Origin of the sequence: Vibrio hepatarius (assembly GCF_018860525.1) — a bacterium.
GTDB lineage: Bacteria > Pseudomonadota > Gammaproteobacteria > Enterobacterales > Vibrionaceae > Vibrio > Vibrio hepatarius_B.
In genome coordinates, this window is the sequence record NZ_JAHKPM010000040.1 from 1 (window position 1) to 17,809 (window position 17,809).

Here is a 17,809-nt window from a genome sequence, read left to right on the forward strand (position 1 = left end):
CTCACCGGGCAATTCGACATCACTGCTTTCATCAATCAGTTCATCCAGTAAATCTGTACTCTCGTCCGAGACATCTACAGAATCTTCAACCAAAGCTTCATCTAGCAGGTCTATTTCACCGGGTAATTCGACATCACTGCTTTCCTCATCATCAGATTCATCGAGTAGAGAATCAAAATCTAAGTCATCTCCAGAATCACTCTCATTAAATAAATCATCTAACAAAGATTGATCTAATTCATCGGTCCCTAAGTCTTCTGATTCACCATCATCAGCTAACAATGAATCCAATTCATTCTGAGATATATCATCGGTATCATCAGATAAATTAAATTCATTGCCGTCTCCAACAACCTCATCTAGAGCTTCGTCATCAGGTTTTTCATCCAAGTCTGCTAGAGATTCGTCTAACTCACCGTCATCACCAATACCGGCAAATGGATCTTCACCGTCTTCACCGTCGAGATTAAAATCGAGATCATTTTCTTCAAGATCAGCAAATACATCTTCTTCATCTGAGCTTTCATCTTCGATCTCATCCGAAAAAAGCTGGTCATCATCAGAAGATTCACCAAATAAATCGTCATCTAATAAGAGTTCATCCTCAACATTTTCATCTATAGGTGGGGGAGCTACTGGTGTAGCTTGGGTCACTGACTCAGGGGCCTGTTCAGTAGTGACTGGCTGTTGCTCTGTCGTTTCATTCTTACGGCGGCCAAGTAACATCATGACCACCAGGCCAATCAACAAGCCGGGTATTATAGCCATTACAGCAACGAAGGCTGTACTTGAAAGTAAATCATCCAATGCAGAAGGTTTTAGCCTTTGTTCCTCTGCTAACCTCTCACGTTCAGCTTCTATAAGCTTTTCAACTTCACTACGAATACGAGACTCATCACCAAGTTCATCCTTGAGTACATCAACTTCAGACTGAACGTCAGCCAACATGAGTCTTAACTTATGATTTTTTTCTTCTAGAGCAAGTAAATCACCTTCAGAATTTTCAAGTTGTTTTTCTAGTGAACTCACTTGATGTTTATGTTCTTTTTGGACAATTTTTTCCAAACTACTATTAGGTTTTACAGAGTCTTCAGCAGCCATTGGCTTTTGACTTGTCTCTTGAATCTGTTCATTTGGAATCATCTCACTTGGAACTACTCGGGCCTCTTGAGGCTGTGAGCGACTAGCAACTGGAGCACTATTGCCAGATAAACGCGCTTGGTGTGCGGCCATTATGTTGACCGCTCCTTGAGTAGAGACGCTTTGAGCCTGAGCAAGTGACGGTATTCGAAGCGTGCTGCCTGGTATCAATTCATGGATGTTTTGATTAGCAAAAGCTTGTGGATTCAATTGATAAACGGCTAGCAACGTTTGCTGGACAGTAACACTAGCTGAAGGACGTAAACGACTCGCAATAGACCAAAGAGTTTCCTGCGAGGAGGTAGGCCCGTAAAAACGCGAAGGCTCATTAATATTACGCCTTTGTTGAGGCGCAGAGTCAGAATAACGAGGTGAAGCTTGCAACTCACCAGTCGGTCCCGTTAAACGAATACTCTCTGCACCAACAATCGATGTCTGAGTCACGGCCACCAATGCAACTGGTAGCAATAGACACTTAAAAATTCGAAGCATAGAAGGCTCAGCTATGTGCTCTATAAATTTTACTGTAATGATCTGTTAAATATATCGGATAAACACGCTAAAACTATAGGCGCATAGATAAAAAATGTGTTGCTAGCGCCATATTCGCATCAATATCTAGCTAATTTTGTAAATTCGATTAAAAAAGCCTCACGTAAACGTCAGGCTTTGCTAGTGAAATTAATCTGATTAACCGAGCGAAATGAAATCTACTCTATTAATAGTAATCACGAACCAGCACTTCGGCGATCTGCACAGCGTTAGTGGCTGCCCCTTTACGAACATTGTCTGCTACCACCCATAAATTGATACCGCTGTGGTGACTAATATCATTACGAATACGTCCAACCATCACGTGGTCTTTACCGCCAGCATCGCGAACCTGTGTGGGAAAGTCCTCACCATGAAAAACTTCCACCCCTTCAGTGTGTTCAAGTAGATTTATGACATCCTGAGCATCTATTGGAGCGCGAGTTTCAATGTGGACAGCTTCAGCATGACCGTAAAACACTGGTACACGTACACAAGTCGGATTAATCATGATAGACGAATCATTAAAAATCTTCTGCGTCTCCCACACCATTTTCATTTCCTCTTTGGAATAACCATTGTCCATAAATGAATCTATTTGAGGAAGGCAGTTAAAAGCAATTTGCTGCGAAAATTGCTCATTTTCTGCAGGTAGCCCGTTAAGCAATGTTGCCGTTTGACCTGCAAGCTCATCAACACCCGGCTTGCCCGCTCCTGAAACTGACTGATACGTCGCAACGTTGATACGATCTATACCAACCGCATCATGAATTGGCTTTAAGGCTACGAGCATTTGAATTGTCGAACAATTGGGATTCGCGATAATATTACGATTACGGAACTCAGCAATAGCTTCAGGGTTAACTTCAGGTATAACTAGTGGAATATCATAGTCATATCGAAAGTTAGAGGTATTATCAATAACAATGACCCCCTCATCCGCTGCAATTGGAGCCCACTTAGCAGAAAGCTCACCACCAGCGGAAAACAAACCGATATGAACCTGAGACCAGTCAAAACTATCAACATTTTCCACTTTTACCGTCTTTCCATTAAAGCGGTACGTTTTCCCTTCGCTACGCTCACTTGCCAAAAGGAAAATATCACCAACAGGAAACTTTCGTTCCTGAAGAACTTCCAAAATAGTTTCACCTACCGCACCAGTAGCGCCTAAAACGGCAACATTATATTGTTGACTCATTAACTTACCTCAATTTGAAAACCTAATTTTGCTAGTGGCCGAAGATTTGTTTCTTTATTGCCTCGTAGCGTCAGTGCACTATATTCTCTACGATCCCAATAGTTTTTACGCATCCTATCAAAAGCGCCATTATTGCCAATCTCACGCCGAAACAAGGAGTCATCTTTGCGTACATCGTAGATAAGCTGCGTCAAGTTATGCAACGTTGTTTCATCCCACGCCCTCTCCAGTATTAATTCTGATACAGGCGCTTTAGGTAACAACTCATTTTCATGCGCACATAAATTATTATTCAAGTACTCACAATAACGATTAAAAATCATTGTTGTACCACGGGCCTTACCTTCAAGGCCATACCCTGCAATATGAGGAGTCGCAAATGCTAGCAGAGGCAGAAGGTCCATATCAACCTCCGGCTCAAATTCAAACACATCAAGGGCCGCAATAAAGCCATCTTGCTTGTATAAGCGAGTTTTCAGAGCAGTATTGTCGATCACAGGTCCCCTAGCAGCATTGATTAAAATTTGATCTCCTCGTAACTTGTCCAAAACATCTTGATCGAAGAGGTGGTGAGTAGGATATTCACCATCATGAACAATTGGAGTATGGATACTAATGATATCAGCTTGTTCAAGTAGCAGGTTAAAAGAAGTAAATGTACGAGAATCACCAGCACCTTCTTTAGGAGGATCATTTATAATCACTTTAATCCCAATGCCTTCTAGACACTGCTGCAAATAACTACCAACTTGACCAGCTCCAATAATGCCAACCGTTTTGTCAAAAATAGAGAAACCATACTGCTGCGCTAGCACCATAATTACGCTAACAACATATTCAGCAACACCCACCTTGTTACACCCCGGTGCAGCGGTAAAGAAAATACCTTTTTCTTTTAGTAGAACCTTATCAATATGATCCATACCGGCTGTTGCGGTACCAACAAATCGAAGTTTATTCGCTTTAGCTAATAGAGTTTCATTGACTCTCGTCACGGAGCGAATCATTAGTGCATCAATATCAACTAGGTCATCTGCTATTAATGTGCGACCCGGCTTTAAAATAACTTCCCCTATTTGACTGAACAGCTGCTCAGCATAAGGCATATTTTCATCTATTAGTATTTTCATAGGTTAACAAAATTATTTTTAAAAATGACACGATTGTGCAAAAAAGCATTGTGCCTGTCGAGTATTAGCTAAATTTCAAAAAGAAAAACTAACCAAGGTAACAAAGAAAATGCCCAACATAAGCTGGGCACAGTAGCAAAAATCAGTATATCTAAAGGTCTTTCACAACCTCAGTATTACGCTTGATATTTTTTAATCACTAGAGTCGCGTTTGTTCCGCCGAAACCAAAGCTGTTTGACATTACGGTTGTCAACTCGGCTTCGCGCATATCTGTTACTATATCTAGGCCTTGCGCAGCGTCATCTAAACTTTCAATATTAATACTCGGTGCGATAAAGTTGTTATCCAGCATTAAAGTTGAGTAGATAGCTTCATGGACACCAGCAGCACCCAAAGCATGACCTGTCATCGCTTTAGTTGCGGATATAGCAGGGCTATCATTGCCAAATAGCTCTTGGATAGCTCCAAGTTCCTTAACATCGCCCACAGGCGTAGAAGTACCATGGGTATTGACATAATCCACGCCATCTACATCTTGCATAGCCATTTTCATACAACGAACAGCACCTTCACCTGAAGGAGCAACCATGTCATAGCCATCAGAAGTCGCACCATAGCCCACGATCTCGCCATAGATTTTCGCACCTCGAGCCAAAGCATGTTCCAACTCTTCAACAACAAGCATACCGCCACCGCCAGAAATAATAAAACCATCTCGATCAGCATCATAAGTGCGTGATGCTTTTTCTGGAGTTTCGTTATATTTAGTTGATAGTGCACCCATAGCATCAAACATCATAGTTTGTGACCAATCTAGCTCTTCACCACCACCCGCAAATACAATATCTTGTTTACCAAGTTGGATAAGTTCCATCGCATGCCCGATACAATGCGCAGAAGTTGCACACGCAGAGCTCATAGAATAGTTAACGCCACGAATCTTAAATGGTGTTGCAAGACAAGCCGAAACAGTAGATGACATGGTCCGTGGTACCATGTATGGACCGACTCGTTTAACACCTTTTGCTCTCATAGTGTCAACGGCCAAAGCTTGATTCAAGGCAGAAGCACCTCCAGAACCTGCAACGATCCCCGTTCGGTCATTAGACACCTGCTCATCAGTTAAGCCTGCATCTTGAATTGCTTGCTGCATCGATAGGTATGCATATGCAGCCGCATCACCCATAAAGCGCATCTGTTTACGGTCGATAGACTCTGCTGGGTTAATTTTTAAATCACCCCAGACTTGTGAGCGTAGACCTTGTTCTTTGAACTGCTCAGAGGCAGTAATACCAGATTTACCCGCTTTAAGAGACACTAAAACTTCTTCGACGTTGTTACCGATACTTGAAACAATACCCATACCGGTGATTACGACTCGTTTCATTATGACATTCCTATAATTCAAAAATCAGCTAGATAATAACTAAGTTGTTCATGAAAAGTGGTCAGCTTTCCCTGAAAACCGTACAATCGATATAAGTTTATTGTAATCATCACAAAAATTCACACATTATGACCTCAATTACCAATGCTCAATTGGGCTGGAACGCTGTAGGTACTCCAGTGTCAGACCAGTTCGATGATGTATATTTCTCCAACGTTAATGGTCTTGAAGAGACACGCTACGTTTTCCTCCAACAAAATAATCTACTCCAAAGATGGCAAGATTATGACCAGCGCCGTTTTGTCATAGGAGAAACAGGCTTTGGTACAGGTTTGAACTTCCTTGCCGTTTGGCAATGGTTTGAACAATTTAGAAGTCAAAACCCAAATGCGCCACTAAAAGAGCTGCATTTTGTGAGTTTTGAGAAATACCCTCTTAGCCAAGAAGACTTGATCAAAGCGCATACAGCTTGGCCAGAACTAGAGCAATATGCTCGACAACTACACCAGCATTATCCCATAGCTGTTCCAGAATGCCACCGTATTATTCTTGCAGATGGTGCGATTACGCTTGACCTATGGTTTGGCGATATAAAAGATTGCATGCCTAAAGTCCCCGTCAATAAAAACGGAATGATTGATGCGTGGTTCTTAGACGGTTTTGCACCAAGCAAAAACCCCGATATGTGGAGTCAGACACTATTTGATAACATGGCGAAACTCGCCAAACGAGACTGCACATGTGCCACTTTCACCGCTGCCGGCTTTGTTAGGCGAGGGCTAATAGAAGCTGGATTTACAATGAAAAAAGTTAAAGGCTTTGGCACTAAGCGAGATATGATAGCTGGTTATATGGTACATAAAAAACCATACACGAACTATAAGCCTTGGTTTCATCGTAGCCAAAGTCACTCTTCCCAATCCATTGCAATTATTGGCGGAGGAATTGCCAGTGCAACACTGGCAAAGACACTCGTTCGTAGAGGACAAAAGGTCACTTTATATTGCCAGGATTCAAAACCAGCTCAAGGCGCATCTGGTAATCGCCAAGGTGCTTTATACCCTTTACTTAATGGCTCACACACAGGTGTTTCAAGAGTATTCGCACCAGCCTTTCTATTTGCTCGTCAATTCATAGAACAAGTTGCACAATCTGTATCTTTTGATCATAGCTGGTGCGGTGTCACTCAATTAATGTGGAACGAAAAATCACGAGCTAAGCTAGAGCGAATGCTCAGTGCCAATTTCACTCCTGATCTCGTACAATATCGCAATTCCAAACAAACAGATGAAAACGTTGGATTACCTGTCGAAGTTGATAGCGTTCACTACCCACAAGGTGGCTGGTTATGCCCTGCACAGCTTACACAAGGGCTGATTGAAGAATTATTACAGCATCCAATGTTTACAGCTCACTTCAATACAAAAATAAATGATATTGCCATAAATGAGGATAAATTTAGCTGGACTATAAAAAGTAATGAGCAAACATTCGTTCATGAAACTGTTGTAGTTGCTAATGGGCACCTATTCGGTGAACTCAAGCAAACTCAGTCCATTCCTCTCGGCCAAGTTAAAGGCCAAATCAGCCATGTACCCACAACAAATGATTTAAGTCGATTAAAAAACGTTCTTTGTTATGATGGCTATTTAACTCCAGTCAATCTAAACAACGGCCATCACTGCATTGGTGCTAGCTATGATAGAGAAAATCTCGACAATATCTTTGACCCTATTGCACAGCAGGATAATGCTAACAAGTTACGAAAATGTGTTGTGAACCAAAGTTGGCCTCAACAAGTTGATACCTCAGAAAACCTATCGCGCCAGGGTATTCGTTGTGTCAGCAGAGACCATCTACCCTTCATAGGAAACGTCGGCGATCTAGAGAAAACAAAACTTGTTTATCGCGATTTAGTAAAGACTAAAGCAATAAACGTTGAGGATGTTCCGCATCATACCAACCTCTTTTGCATGCTTGGGCTAGGCTCTCGTGGGTTGACCTCTTCTCCTCTATTAGCGGAAACACTCGCATCGCAGATTTGTGGCGATCCTCTTCCTTTGCCAATTGATGTGTTAGAAGAATTGCACCCAAGTCGAATGTGGGTAAGAAAACTCAGAAAAGGCAAACCAATCAACGATGGGTGAGCATTTTACTAATATATGTACATTATGTGTGGGACTCTACTCTTTATGAGTCCCAACTAAAGTCAATATCAATAAATGAATATAAGAGTATTTCTAATTTCAACTGAGTTTCAAAACCGCAGATTTTAATTCTTCATTCAATGAAGGATTAGTCAGCTTTTTCAGCCCTAGGTCAAAATTATCGTAGAAGCTGGGAATAGATAGAGATGCTTTTACTTGCGCGCCAAAATAAGGGGCTGACCCAGTAGCTGCCGCCAATACGCTCGCAGCACCACCTGGACCTGGAGAAGTAGAAAGGTATACAGCTGGTTTATTAGCAAAAACATTGCGCTCAATACGTGTCGCCCAATCAAATAGGTTTTTATAGGCCGCGGTATAAGAACCATTATGCTCCGCAAAAGAAATAACCAGTGCATCAGCTTGAGCAATATCTAAAAGAAATGCCTTCGCCCTATCCGCCTGACCGATTTCTTTTTCCTTATCTTCACTAAACAACGGAACATCATAATCATTAAGGTTTAGTACAGTAACATGCGCACCTTCGATCATATTTGCAGCGTAGATCGCTAGTGTCTCATTAATTGATGTCGAGCTGGTCGATGCTCCAAAAGCGACAATTTTCATAACCAAGTACCTCGTTGTATTTCACTATGTGAGATAAAGAATATCGACAGCCTTCAGATCCAACAAGTATAAAAAGCACAACAGAACATTCAAAAATTTCGAACAAATGACAAACGACTATTTAAATGGCGATGTCTTAAGAATGATTAACCAACTCGACCCAAAGATCGCTGACAATTGTCCGATCTGCGGGTGTTAATTCAGAGCGAGCTTCATCCAAACTTGCTTGTACACGCCGTTTCAGCTCCTCCACATCATTAATACCCTCTTCTTCACATGTAGCCGCTGACAAGGATATATGACCACGTAAATAGCCCCCAGCAAATAACTCGTCATCAGACGCCGTAGAAATGCGTACGTCAATCAGTTCTAGTAGCTGCTCTTCAAATTCAATAATCATATTGCACTAATGCCTAATCAGTTTGCTTCTCAAAAAGAATGACAAGCTTCTCACATTGAGAATTTCAACGCAAACCCTTGCAATTTCAAGGTCTCACATTTTGGCACGCAGTGTGCTTATTAGAGGATATTGAGTCAGTTTAGCGAGGAGTTCCCAATGAGAATAAAGCCTTTGATGCTGCACATTCCCCTACTTGTCATTGCAGCTAGTCACAGTATGGATTTAGCTGCAGAAACACCTTTTACCTCATGCCCAACACAAGCCTTTTTATTTCAAAATCCATCGGGAACTCCAGTGTCTTATGGTGTAAGTATTGATGTGGGTAGCTACATCACATTAGATTCTAACCTTGGGGCATCAAAATTAAATGGGGTCGGATACAGCAAACATGATGATTTCATTTACGGCTGGGATTATGGCACGGCTTCTTTATCTCGCATTGATTCAACCTTTACTAAAACACTATTGGACGTTACTAAACCTTCTGGAACCCCAAGTTCTATCTATGTTGGTGACGTATCATTGGATGAAAATTCTTGGTATGGATACAGACCAAATTATGGCTTATATCGAATTGACTTAGACACCTTAGTTATGGAACTTTCCTCACCTCCAAACAGATTCGGCAACCCCGCGATTTTTGATTTAGCCTTCCATCCAGACAATGCGCTAGCTTATTCTATTGACGCCAACGGTTACCTTTGGGAAATCAATGTCAATGCTGGTACAACAACAATGTTAAATCAATTACTCGATAAAAACGCGCTCGGATATAAACTAACGTTCGGCGCAGTCTACTTTGACGTTGATGGAAATTTTTATGCGAGTAACAACAGTAATGGTTACGTATTTAAAGTGGATATTAATGGCACCAATTCTTCTGCTGAATTCTTCGCTTATGGCCCTTCAAGTAGCTCCAATGACGGCGCTCGCTGTGCCCTAGCACCCGTTGAGCCGACTCAATTTACAGACTTTGGCGATGCTCCTGACACCTATCAAACAACTTTCGCTGAATCAGGTGCTCGCCACGGTATGTCAGATCTGAAATTAGGCTCTGTCATCGATGGCGAAACAGATGGAAGCCCATACCCACTTAGTGATGACTCTTCAGATGGTGTAGATGATGATGATGGCATCCAGTTCCCAGTTCCTATTCAAGTTGGTCAAACCAGTAAAGTCATAGCCTCAGCATCTGGGACCAGTGATAACTCAGTGCTGAATGCTTGGATTGACTTTGACCGTGATGGTGTATTTGAATCAAGCGAGAAAATCATCGCTGATCAATCAATGGCTGATATAACCAGTGACATCTTCTTCTCGGTTCCAACCTGGGCTGTCGCAGGGGATACTTGGGCTCGATTCCGTATATCAGACACTTCAGGCATTGGCCCAACAGGCGGTGTCCCCGCTGGTGAAGTAGAAGATTACCAAGTAGATATTACTGAAAGCGGTGTCGTCACTGAGCTTTATCCAAGCGGAGGGGGATACACATCATTCGCATATGAAGACCAATACCCTAAGAGTGGTGACTATGATATGAATGATGTTCTGATGAACGTCAAATACACTGAATACCAGCTTAACGGTCAGGTAATTAGAATGAAAATCGAAGGTAAACTTGCCGCTCTTGGTGGAGATAGCCATTCAGGTTTTGCGATACGCCTACCTGACGTTGTCAAAGAAGACATAAAATCTGACTCAGTACAGCTCTATGTCAACAATCAACTGCAATCAAGTACAGTTCTCGAAACAGATACGATTGATGCAGTTTTTATAATTCAAGATGACCTTAAAGATATTGTGGAAGCGGGGGAAGCAGAAACGTGTACCATGTTTAGAACTCAAGAAAACTGCGGTACATCATACCGACCGAGCTGGATCCTTACTTTCTCTTTCAGCAACGCAGTTAATACGTCGCTTATGCCAAACTTCCCCTATGACCCGTTCATCTTTGCCGCATCTGAACACTATTATAGTCAAATTGGTTATGAAGTATCTGGTGGCTACCCTGGAAGAGGTCTAGAGATACACCTCAAAAATCAATCACCCACTAGTAAATTCGATACTCGGTACAAGTCATACGGCGTAGATGCATCAAGTGGTGATACCCACTATCATAATGAAAATGGGCTTCCTTGGGCAATTGAAATCCCAACCTCTTGGCAGCACCCTTACGAACAGGTCAACATTCTCGAAGCATATAATAAGTTTGACGATTACGCTCAAGATGCCAGTGGGCGTACAGAACCAACTTGGTATGAAAGCTTCCAAAATGACAAAATTTTCATAGATTAGAGGAGAAAGGATGATGCATAACTTATACACAAAATTTTTGCTTGGGTTTGCAATGTTAATATCCATCTCTGGCTGTGGAGGAGGCGGTGGTGGTGAAGGCGGTAGTGGTGCAGCTAGCTCTCCATCGGCGGTAGTAGCCAATTCAACCAGATTAGAAGATGTCCAAGTTGCTTATGGCAATAATTTAGAGTCTGTTTATGATGTTGACATTGATGTTTCTCTTCCACATCTAGCAGCTTCTCAAGTATTTATATCGGTTTGCGATAATGCGGGCGGAGGCATCGAGTCGATCAATTATGATAACTGTTTACTTAAAGCTTCATTGCAGTCTGGAACTGGGAGCTACCAACTTCGTGTTCCTAACCATTGTGAATCATTGATCGCTGTCGTGAGCATAATGGAGCCCAACACAAACCCTTTAGTTTATACACTAAACCACAATAACCAAGCCGAAACTACCTGGCTGATTCAGTAATTATCTCAAGAACACTAGGTACAACTACACAATCGAGCCATAATATATGGCTCGGTTTTATTTTACTTCAAACATTGAATAAACTATATCTGGTTGATGATAAAAACATCTGAGAGCATGGGAGAGCATACGAATACGCAAAGGCAAACCATTAGCGAGTATACCACCAACCTCTTCGTGTACTTTCCGCATAAAGGCCAATCTATCGGGTTCAAAATCACCGTTAAGGTTGTCACAGCTCACTATAAATGGAAAACCAGCACTCACAGACAATATCCATTCATACGCTTGTGGACGTATTTCCACTTTTTCAAATTCCGTCTGAGAGGCTTCAGTGCGGCCATCAGGCTCATACCAATAGCCAAAATCTTCCAAAAGGCGTCGTTTGGGCCCAGCAACACACCAATGAGAAATTTCATGCAGAGCTGACGCATAAAATCCTCGAGAAAAAAGAATTCGATGGTTAGGGTTACTCTCATCAGCAGGAAGGTAAACGGGCTCATCGAGTCCCAACTCTAACCGAGTGTTGTATTTAAGTAGAAATGTATCATTAAATATATTGATTAAATCTTGGTATTGATGGTTCATTAGAGCAGACGTTGTTATAAATACTATTCTAGATATTGTCTCATTTTAGCTTTCAGTTGCAACATCTACCTCATTTGCATTAGAAATACTTATGCTAAATGCTATTTTATCGTGAGAAAATATCATTCGTCATAGATCACATTTCAAACTAAAATCCTATTGATTATTTTCAGAGTAGTCAATTTACCTCTCACTCGTCACATAAGGTGAAACAATGTTATTAAGTATTTTGTATATCATTGGCATCACGGCTGAGGCCATGACTGGCGCATTAAGCGCTGGTCGCCGAAAAATGGACTGGTTTGGCGTTATGCTAGTTGCCAGCGCAACAGCTATTGGTGGCGGGACAGTACGTGACATTTTATTGGGACATTACCCACTTGGCTGGGTCGAAAACCCTCATTTTCTCGCGATTACTTGCGTGGCTGGCATCGTCACAACTGGCTTAGCCAGATGGATTATCAAATTCAAAGGATTATTCATACGTTTGGATGCCTTGGGATTAATAGTATTCAGTATTATAGGGACTAAAGTTGCTATGGGCATGGGTCTCCACGCATTAATATGTCTAGTATCCGCGCTGGTCACTGGTGTATTTGGGGGGCTATTACGTGATTTGATCTGTCGTCAGACTCCCTTAGTATTGCACGGAGAACTGTATGCATCAGTTGCGATTATATCCTCCGGTCTTTATCTGAGCCTCCTTGAATTTGGAGTGCATGATGTCACCGCAACTATATCTACATTAGTGATCGGTTACCTGATACGAATGGCCGCAGTTCGTTTCAAATGGCGCTTACCTTCATTTCACCTTGAAGGTGAAAACTCTCTTCACTAAATGTATTTAGAAACTAAAAACGGCCCCTTCAAGGAGCCGTTTTTAGTTAAATTTCTGGGGTATCAGTATTGACCCCATGATTCTGTCCACGATGACGAAGCAAATGATCCATAACAACGATTGCCAGCATAGCTTCAGCAATAGGCACAGCACGTATCCCCACACATGGATCGTGTCGGCCTTTAGTTATAAGCTGAGTGGGTTCTCCTTGCTTAGTAATCGTATCACCTGGCACTGTAATGCTTGATGTCGGCTTAAGGGCAATATTCGCGACAATATCTTGTCCTGTAGAAATACCACCCAAGACACCCCCAGAATGATTACTACCAAAACCATCAGGAGATAGAGTATCTCGGTGCTGACTACCTTTTTGGCTTACAACATCGAAGCCATCGCCAATTTCAACACCTTTAACCGCATTAATACTCATTAAGGCATGTGCTATATCTGCATCTAAACGGTCAAAAACAGGTTCACCTAATCCAACAGGTACATTCGTAGCGACAACTTGCAGTTTCGCACCAATAGAATCTCCTTGTTTTTTGAGATCTCGAATTAATTGATCAAATGCTTCAACTTTATTGGCGTCTGGACAGAAAAAAGCGTTATTTTCAATTTCATCCCAATCAATCGAATCAATCGAAACATCACCCATCTGAGCAAGGTAGGCTCGTATTTCGATACCAAATTCTTGTTTAAGGTATTTTTTTGCTACAGCGCCAGCGGCAACTCTCATTGCAGTCTCTCGTGCAGAGGAACGACCGCCTCCACGATAATCTCTGATACCGTACTTCTGGTAATAAGTATAGTCTGCGTGTCCAGGACGAAACTTATCTTTAATCTCAGAGTAATCTTTCGAGCGTTGATCGGTATTTTCAATCAGTAAACCGATTGATGTACCTGTCGTTTTACCTTCAAATACACCAGACAAAATTTTCACCTCATCAGCCTCTCGGCGTTGAGTGGTATAGCGGGAGGTGCCAGGGCGACGACGGTCAAGATCGATCTGAATATCTGCTTCCGTAATATCTAGTCCCGGTGGGCATCCATCAATAATACAACCTAACGCGATACCGTGACTTTCTCCAAATGTGGTTACACGGAAATGTTGTCCGATACTGTTTCCTGCCATTGCTTCATCTACCTCAAACTGTAAATAATAACTTACGCTATAAGTGTTAATGATTTCATAGTCGCTTTATTAGAGATTGATGTAAACCCCTAAACAGATCTATTTTGCTTTTAACAATACAAAAGCGCCAAGCTGTATTTAGCTTGGCGCTTTTCATTGATACGACTGACTATTGTTAGTCTTTGTAAATGGAAAATTCGGCAGCATGTTCAAGTAGTTGCTCCCGAGTTAACATAAACACACCATGGCCACCATTCTCAAATTCAATCCAGGTAAATGGAATATGAGAGTATTGATCCGTCATATGCACCATTGAATTACCAACTTCACATATCAGAATTCCTTTTTCAGTAAGGTAATCCGGTGCATTAGCAATAATGCGGCGCACTAACTTCAAACCATCTGTACCAGCAGCTAAACCAAGTTCAGGCTCATGAGTAAATTCGTCAGGCAAACAATTCATATCCTCCTCATCCACATAAGGAGGGTTAGAGACGATTAAATCATAGTTTTCTTTGGTAAGATCTCTAAATAAGTCCGAGCGGATTGGGAATACCTGTTGCTCCATGCCGTGGTCCTGTACATTTCGTTCCGCGACTTGCAAAGCATCTGAAGAAATATCGATAGCATCCACTTCAGCTTCAGGAAAAGCATAGGCACAAGCGATAGCAATACATCCACTACCTGTACAAAGATCCATTATCCGAGTGGGCTCTTCAATTAGCCAAGGCTGAAACTCAGCTTGAATCAACTCGCCAATTGGTGAGCGAGGAATAAGAACCCTTTCATCGACAAAAAAGTCTAAACCACAAAACCAAGCTCGATTGGTTAAATAAGCAGTTGGAGTCCGTTCATTAATACGTTTTACGACTCTTTCAACAACACGTAAACGTTCACTGCTAGTGAGTCGAGAATTCAAAGCATGCGGAGGAACATCGATAGGTAAATACAATGTAGGGAGAATAAGCTGCAAGGCTTCATCCCATGCGTTATCGGTGCCATGTCCATAAAAAAGGTTAGCAGCGTTGAAGCGGCTCACTGTCCAGCGAATCATATCCTGAAGCGTGTGTAACTCAGACACCGCCTCTTCTACAAAAATCTTATCCAAAATTGCCTCCGAAAAGCGCTACAATACTGCCAATAGCATTTTATTTAAGTATCTATAACCAAATGAGTAAAAAAGACACCGAAATTAATGACGATTTCGCCCTTTTTAAGGATGCAGTACAAGGCGTTAAAAAGTTACGTCAGGATACCATAGTCCAGCAAACAAAAAAAAACACTAAGCAAAAAGAAATAACTCGCCAAGCCCGTGAAGCAAGTGATACTGAGTTTTATTTTTCTGACGAGTTTGTTCCATTGCTCAATGAAGAAGGCCCTACTCGTTACGCTCGTGATGATGTTTCTCAGTATGAAGTTAAACGACTTCGGCGTGGTGTTTATGTTCCAGATGTTTTTCTAGATATGCACGGCATGACTCAAAGCGAAGCAAAGCGTGAATTGGGGGCAATGATCGCTTTTTGTATTAAGAATGAAGTCAGTTGCGCCTGTATTCAACATGGTATAGGCAAGCATATTCTCAAACAAAAAACGCCTTTATGGCTAGCTCAACACCCAGACGTTATGGCATTCCATCAAGCGCCATTGGAGTTTGGTGGTAATGGAGCCTTGCTAGTATTGTTATCTGTTCCAGACAAATAAGTCTACCAGTGAATGCTATTTTCTATATTGTGGTGGAATAGGTAAATCGGAGGCTTTAAAGTTTGGCCGCTGACCACCACGTTTGCGAAATTGTTTTAACTGAAATACGTAAGCTAGTACTTGAGCAACAGCAGTAAATAAGCCATCAGGAATCGCTTGCTCTAATTCAGTAGAATAATATAGAGCTCGAGCTAACGGAGGCGCTGGTATCACATAAATATCATGTTCTCGGGCAATCTCACGGATTTTTAAAGCCATATGATCGCTGCCTTTGGCCACAACAACTGGGGCTTTATCTAAATCTTGTTTATATCTCAATGCAACAGAAAAATGCTCAGGGTTTGTTACAATAACATCAGCTTGTGGTACTTCTGCCATCATACGACGCTGCGCTGCTTCCCTTTGCAACATTCGAATACGACCTTTGACTTCTGGCTTACCTTCAGTTTCTTTATATTCGTCCTTGATTTCCTGTTTAGTCATTTTAAGTTGATTCGCATGCTGCCAGATTTGAAATGGAATATCGATTGCCACAACTATTAGCAATGAACAACTAATCAAAAGTACAAAGTTGAGTAAGATATCCAAAGCATGGAAAATATTCTGTGGGTAAACATCTAAACTGAGCTGGAACAAATCTTCTTGAGCCGCATTAATCAAATAAAAAGCCGCACCAGAGACCAAGATAACTTTCAAAATAGATTTAATTAGTTCGACCCAACTTTGCAGCCCTAACATACGTTTAAAACCACTTAAAGGGTTCATTTTTGACCACTTAGGCATAGCTGCTTCAACTGAGAAACTAATTCCCCCGATCCCAGCGGCACCAGCTAAAGCCGCGATAAACAGGACTAAAAGAATGATGATCAACGGCCAGAGCAGTTCACCCATAGCACCAAAAGCAATATCGAAAAGTTTTGCGAGATCGAAAATCTCTTCACGAGAAAGATTGAATAATCTTTCCATCAAAGTAAAAAGAGAGCGTGAAAGCCACTCCCCAAACCACATCAAAGCAACTGCACCAATAACCAACACAGAAACCGATGCTAATTCTTTTGAGCGGGCTACTTGGCCTTTTTCACGCGCTTGCTGCAATCGCTTGGGCGTAGCCTCTTCGGTACGTTCCTGACCGTCTGATTCTGCCATCTTAACCTCCTAGCAATCCAAGCGAATAAAACGACAGACTTGCTGTTCACCTTGTAACCAGAATAGCTCATAGTGGCTATACAGACCTGATATGATATACCAACACAGTAGCAAACCAACAATAAGAGCGAATGCAAAACCAAGCGAGAAGATATTCAACTGGGGAGCAGCCCTGGTCATCACACCAAAAGAAAGGTTAATCGTCAACAAAGCAATAATGCCCGATAGAGACATACTCAATGCAACTTGAAACATAGTGCCAAGCCAGAGTGCAAGCTCTCTGAAGTCGACAGTATTGAGCGAACCACTTCCAATAGGTAATGACTTAAAGCTCATCACCACCAACATGATCATTTTAAGATGTCCATCCGTGGCAAGGAAAAACATCGTCGCTAAAAACATAAATAATTGACCAAGTAATGGCGTGTTTTGGCCATTCGCAGGATCCACCATAGAAGCAAAACCTAAACTCGACTGCATACCGAGAATTTGGCCGAGAATAACAAAGGTTTGGATCATAAACTGCGTAATCGTGCCCATAGCAACTCCAATAATGATCTGCTCAAGTACGGTCATAAACCCTTGTAAGGAAAGCAGCTCAATATTATCAGGTACAGTAGGGACAGCAGGCATTACAGCAAACGTTATTGCTAAGCCTAAATAAAGACGAACACGATTTGAGACAAAACGAGCACCAGTGACAGACATCACCATCAACATGGCTGCGATTCTGGTATAAGGCCAAAAATAATTCGCAATCCAATCCAATACTAAGTTAGTTGGATACTCCACTCTCACCCACCTTAGTAAAGAACCTGTGGCAGTCGTTCAACTATTGAGAAAAAGTATTCCATTAACATCTGAGTCATCCAATGAGCAAATACCATCATAGCCAATAATGTCACCACTAAACGAGGCAAAAAACTTAATGTCTGTTCATTGATTGATGTCGCCGCCTGAAAAATAGCGACGATTAATCCAATCAGTAAGCTGGGGATAATAATGGCGCATACCATAATCAGCACCATCCATAAAGCATCTCTAAATAGCTCAACAAATACTTCAGGTGTCAT

At 41.8% G+C, this 17,809-nt stretch carries 17 protein-coding genes; 5 read left to right on the plus strand and 12 right to left on the minus strand.

The window, feature by feature from the left end; translation table 11 throughout:
- The 4 genes from KO511_RS11470 to fabB all read right to left on the minus strand — a co-directional run.
- On the minus strand, positions 1-1,632 hold a 1,632-nt coding region (locus tag KO511_RS11470), incomplete at its 3' end, for a FimV/HubP family polar landmark protein (RefSeq protein ID WP_289847785.1).
- Between the two features lie 226 nt (positions 1,633-1,858).
- Complete coding sequence (locus KO511_RS11475; protein WP_215987565.1) at positions 1,859-2,872, minus strand: aspartate-semialdehyde dehydrogenase; 1,014 nt, start codon at positions 2,870-2,872, stop codon at positions 1,859-1,861.
- Positions 2,872-4,002 (minus strand): 4-phosphoerythronate dehydrogenase, encoded by a 1,131-nt coding sequence (locus KO511_RS11480; protein WP_215987566.1) that lies wholly within the window; start codon positions 4,000-4,002, stop codon positions 2,872-2,874. The genes KO511_RS11475 and KO511_RS11480 overlap by 1 nt, the downstream gene beginning before the upstream one ends.
- 176 nt (positions 4,003-4,178) lie before the next feature.
- Positions 4,179-5,390: a beta-ketoacyl-ACP synthase I gene (gene fabB / locus KO511_RS11485; RefSeq protein ID WP_215987567.1), complete on the minus strand. Its 1,212-nt coding sequence runs from the start codon at positions 5,388-5,390 to the stop codon at positions 4,179-4,181.
- 128 nt (positions 5,391-5,518) lie between these two features.
- Here fabB and mnmC point away from each other — a divergent pair, with 128 nt between their 5' ends.
- Positions 5,519-7,537: a bifunctional tRNA (5-methylaminomethyl-2-thiouridine)(34)-methyltransferase MnmD/FAD-dependent 5-carboxymethylaminomethyl-2-thiouridine(34) oxidoreductase MnmC gene (mnmC, locus tag KO511_RS11490; RefSeq protein ID WP_215987568.1), complete on the plus strand. Its 2,019-nt coding sequence runs from the start codon at positions 5,519-5,521 to the stop codon at positions 7,535-7,537.
- A gap of 99 nt (positions 7,538-7,636) precedes the next feature.
- Here mnmC and KO511_RS11495 read toward each other — a convergent pair whose 3' ends face one another.
- Complete coding sequence (locus KO511_RS11495) at positions 7,637-8,161, minus strand: NADPH-dependent FMN reductase (RefSeq protein WP_215987569.1); 525 nt, start codon at positions 8,159-8,161, stop codon at positions 7,637-7,639.
- Positions 8,162-8,297: 136 nt separating this feature from the next.
- The gene (locus KO511_RS11500) at positions 8,298-8,561 is read right to left on the minus strand and encodes a YfcL family protein (protein WP_215987570.1); all 264 of its coding nucleotides are present in this window, start codon (positions 8,559-8,561) and stop codon (positions 8,298-8,300) included.
- 174 nt (positions 8,562-8,735) lie between these two features.
- Here KO511_RS11500 and KO511_RS11505 point away from each other — a divergent pair, with 174 nt between their 5' ends.
- Positions 8,736-10,856, plus strand: coding sequence for an LruC domain-containing protein (locus KO511_RS11505; RefSeq protein ID WP_436840223.1), 2,121 nt, complete (start codon positions 8,736-8,738; stop codon positions 10,854-10,856).
- A 10-nt stretch (positions 10,857-10,866) separates the two neighbouring features.
- Positions 10,867-11,331, plus strand: a complete 465-nt coding sequence (locus KO511_RS11510) for a hypothetical protein (RefSeq protein ID WP_252724338.1) — start codon at positions 10,867-10,869, stop codon at positions 11,329-11,331.
- A 57-nt stretch (positions 11,332-11,388) separates the two neighbouring features.
- On the opposite strand, the gene KO511_RS11515 is transcribed toward KO511_RS11510, so the two are convergent.
- Positions 11,389-11,919, minus strand: a complete 531-nt coding sequence (locus tag KO511_RS11515) for an elongation factor P hydroxylase (protein ID WP_215987572.1) — start codon at positions 11,917-11,919, stop codon at positions 11,389-11,391.
- Positions 11,920-12,133: 214 nt separating this feature from the next.
- Between KO511_RS11515 and KO511_RS11520 the strand changes: the two genes are divergently transcribed.
- A complete protein-coding gene (locus KO511_RS11520) occupies positions 12,134-12,757 on the plus strand; it encodes a trimeric intracellular cation channel family protein (protein WP_215987573.1) in 624 nt (207 codons plus the stop codon).
- A gap of 46 nt (positions 12,758-12,803) precedes the next feature.
- Here KO511_RS11520 and aroC read toward each other — a convergent pair whose 3' ends face one another.
- Together aroC and prmB are read right to left on the minus strand one after the other, a co-directional pair.
- Positions 12,804-13,889, minus strand: coding sequence for a chorismate synthase (gene aroC / locus KO511_RS11525; protein WP_215987574.1), 1,086 nt, complete (start codon positions 13,887-13,889; stop codon positions 12,804-12,806).
- A 175-nt stretch (positions 13,890-14,064) separates the two neighbouring features.
- The gene (gene prmB, locus KO511_RS11530; protein ID WP_215987575.1) at positions 14,065-14,997 is read right to left on the minus strand and encodes a 50S ribosomal protein L3 N(5)-glutamine methyltransferase; all 933 of its coding nucleotides are present in this window, start codon (positions 14,995-14,997) and stop codon (positions 14,065-14,067) included.
- Between the two features lie 62 nt (positions 14,998-15,059).
- Here prmB and smrB point away from each other — a divergent pair, with 62 nt between their 5' ends.
- Entirely contained in the window at positions 15,060-15,590 is a 531-nt protein-coding gene (gene smrB / locus KO511_RS11535; RefSeq protein WP_215987576.1) for an endonuclease SmrB, read from the plus strand.
- A 15-nt stretch (positions 15,591-15,605) separates the two neighbouring features.
- On the opposite strand, the gene flhB is transcribed toward smrB, so the two are convergent.
- Genes flhB through fliQ form a run of 3 tightly spaced genes read right to left on the minus strand, consistent with a single transcriptional unit; the run spans position 15,606 to position 17,809 of the window.
- Positions 15,606-16,736, minus strand: a complete 1,131-nt coding sequence (gene flhB, locus KO511_RS11540; RefSeq protein WP_215987577.1) for a flagellar biosynthesis protein FlhB — start codon at positions 16,734-16,736, stop codon at positions 15,606-15,608.
- 9 nt (positions 16,737-16,745) lie between these two features.
- Positions 16,746-17,528, minus strand: coding sequence for a flagellar biosynthetic protein FliR (gene fliR, locus KO511_RS11545; protein ID WP_125321045.1), 783 nt, complete (start codon positions 17,526-17,528; stop codon positions 16,746-16,748).
- 11 nt (positions 17,529-17,539) lie between these two features.
- Positions 17,540-17,809, minus strand: a complete 270-nt coding sequence (gene fliQ / locus KO511_RS11550; protein ID WP_215987578.1) for a flagellar biosynthesis protein FliQ — start codon at positions 17,807-17,809, stop codon at positions 17,540-17,542.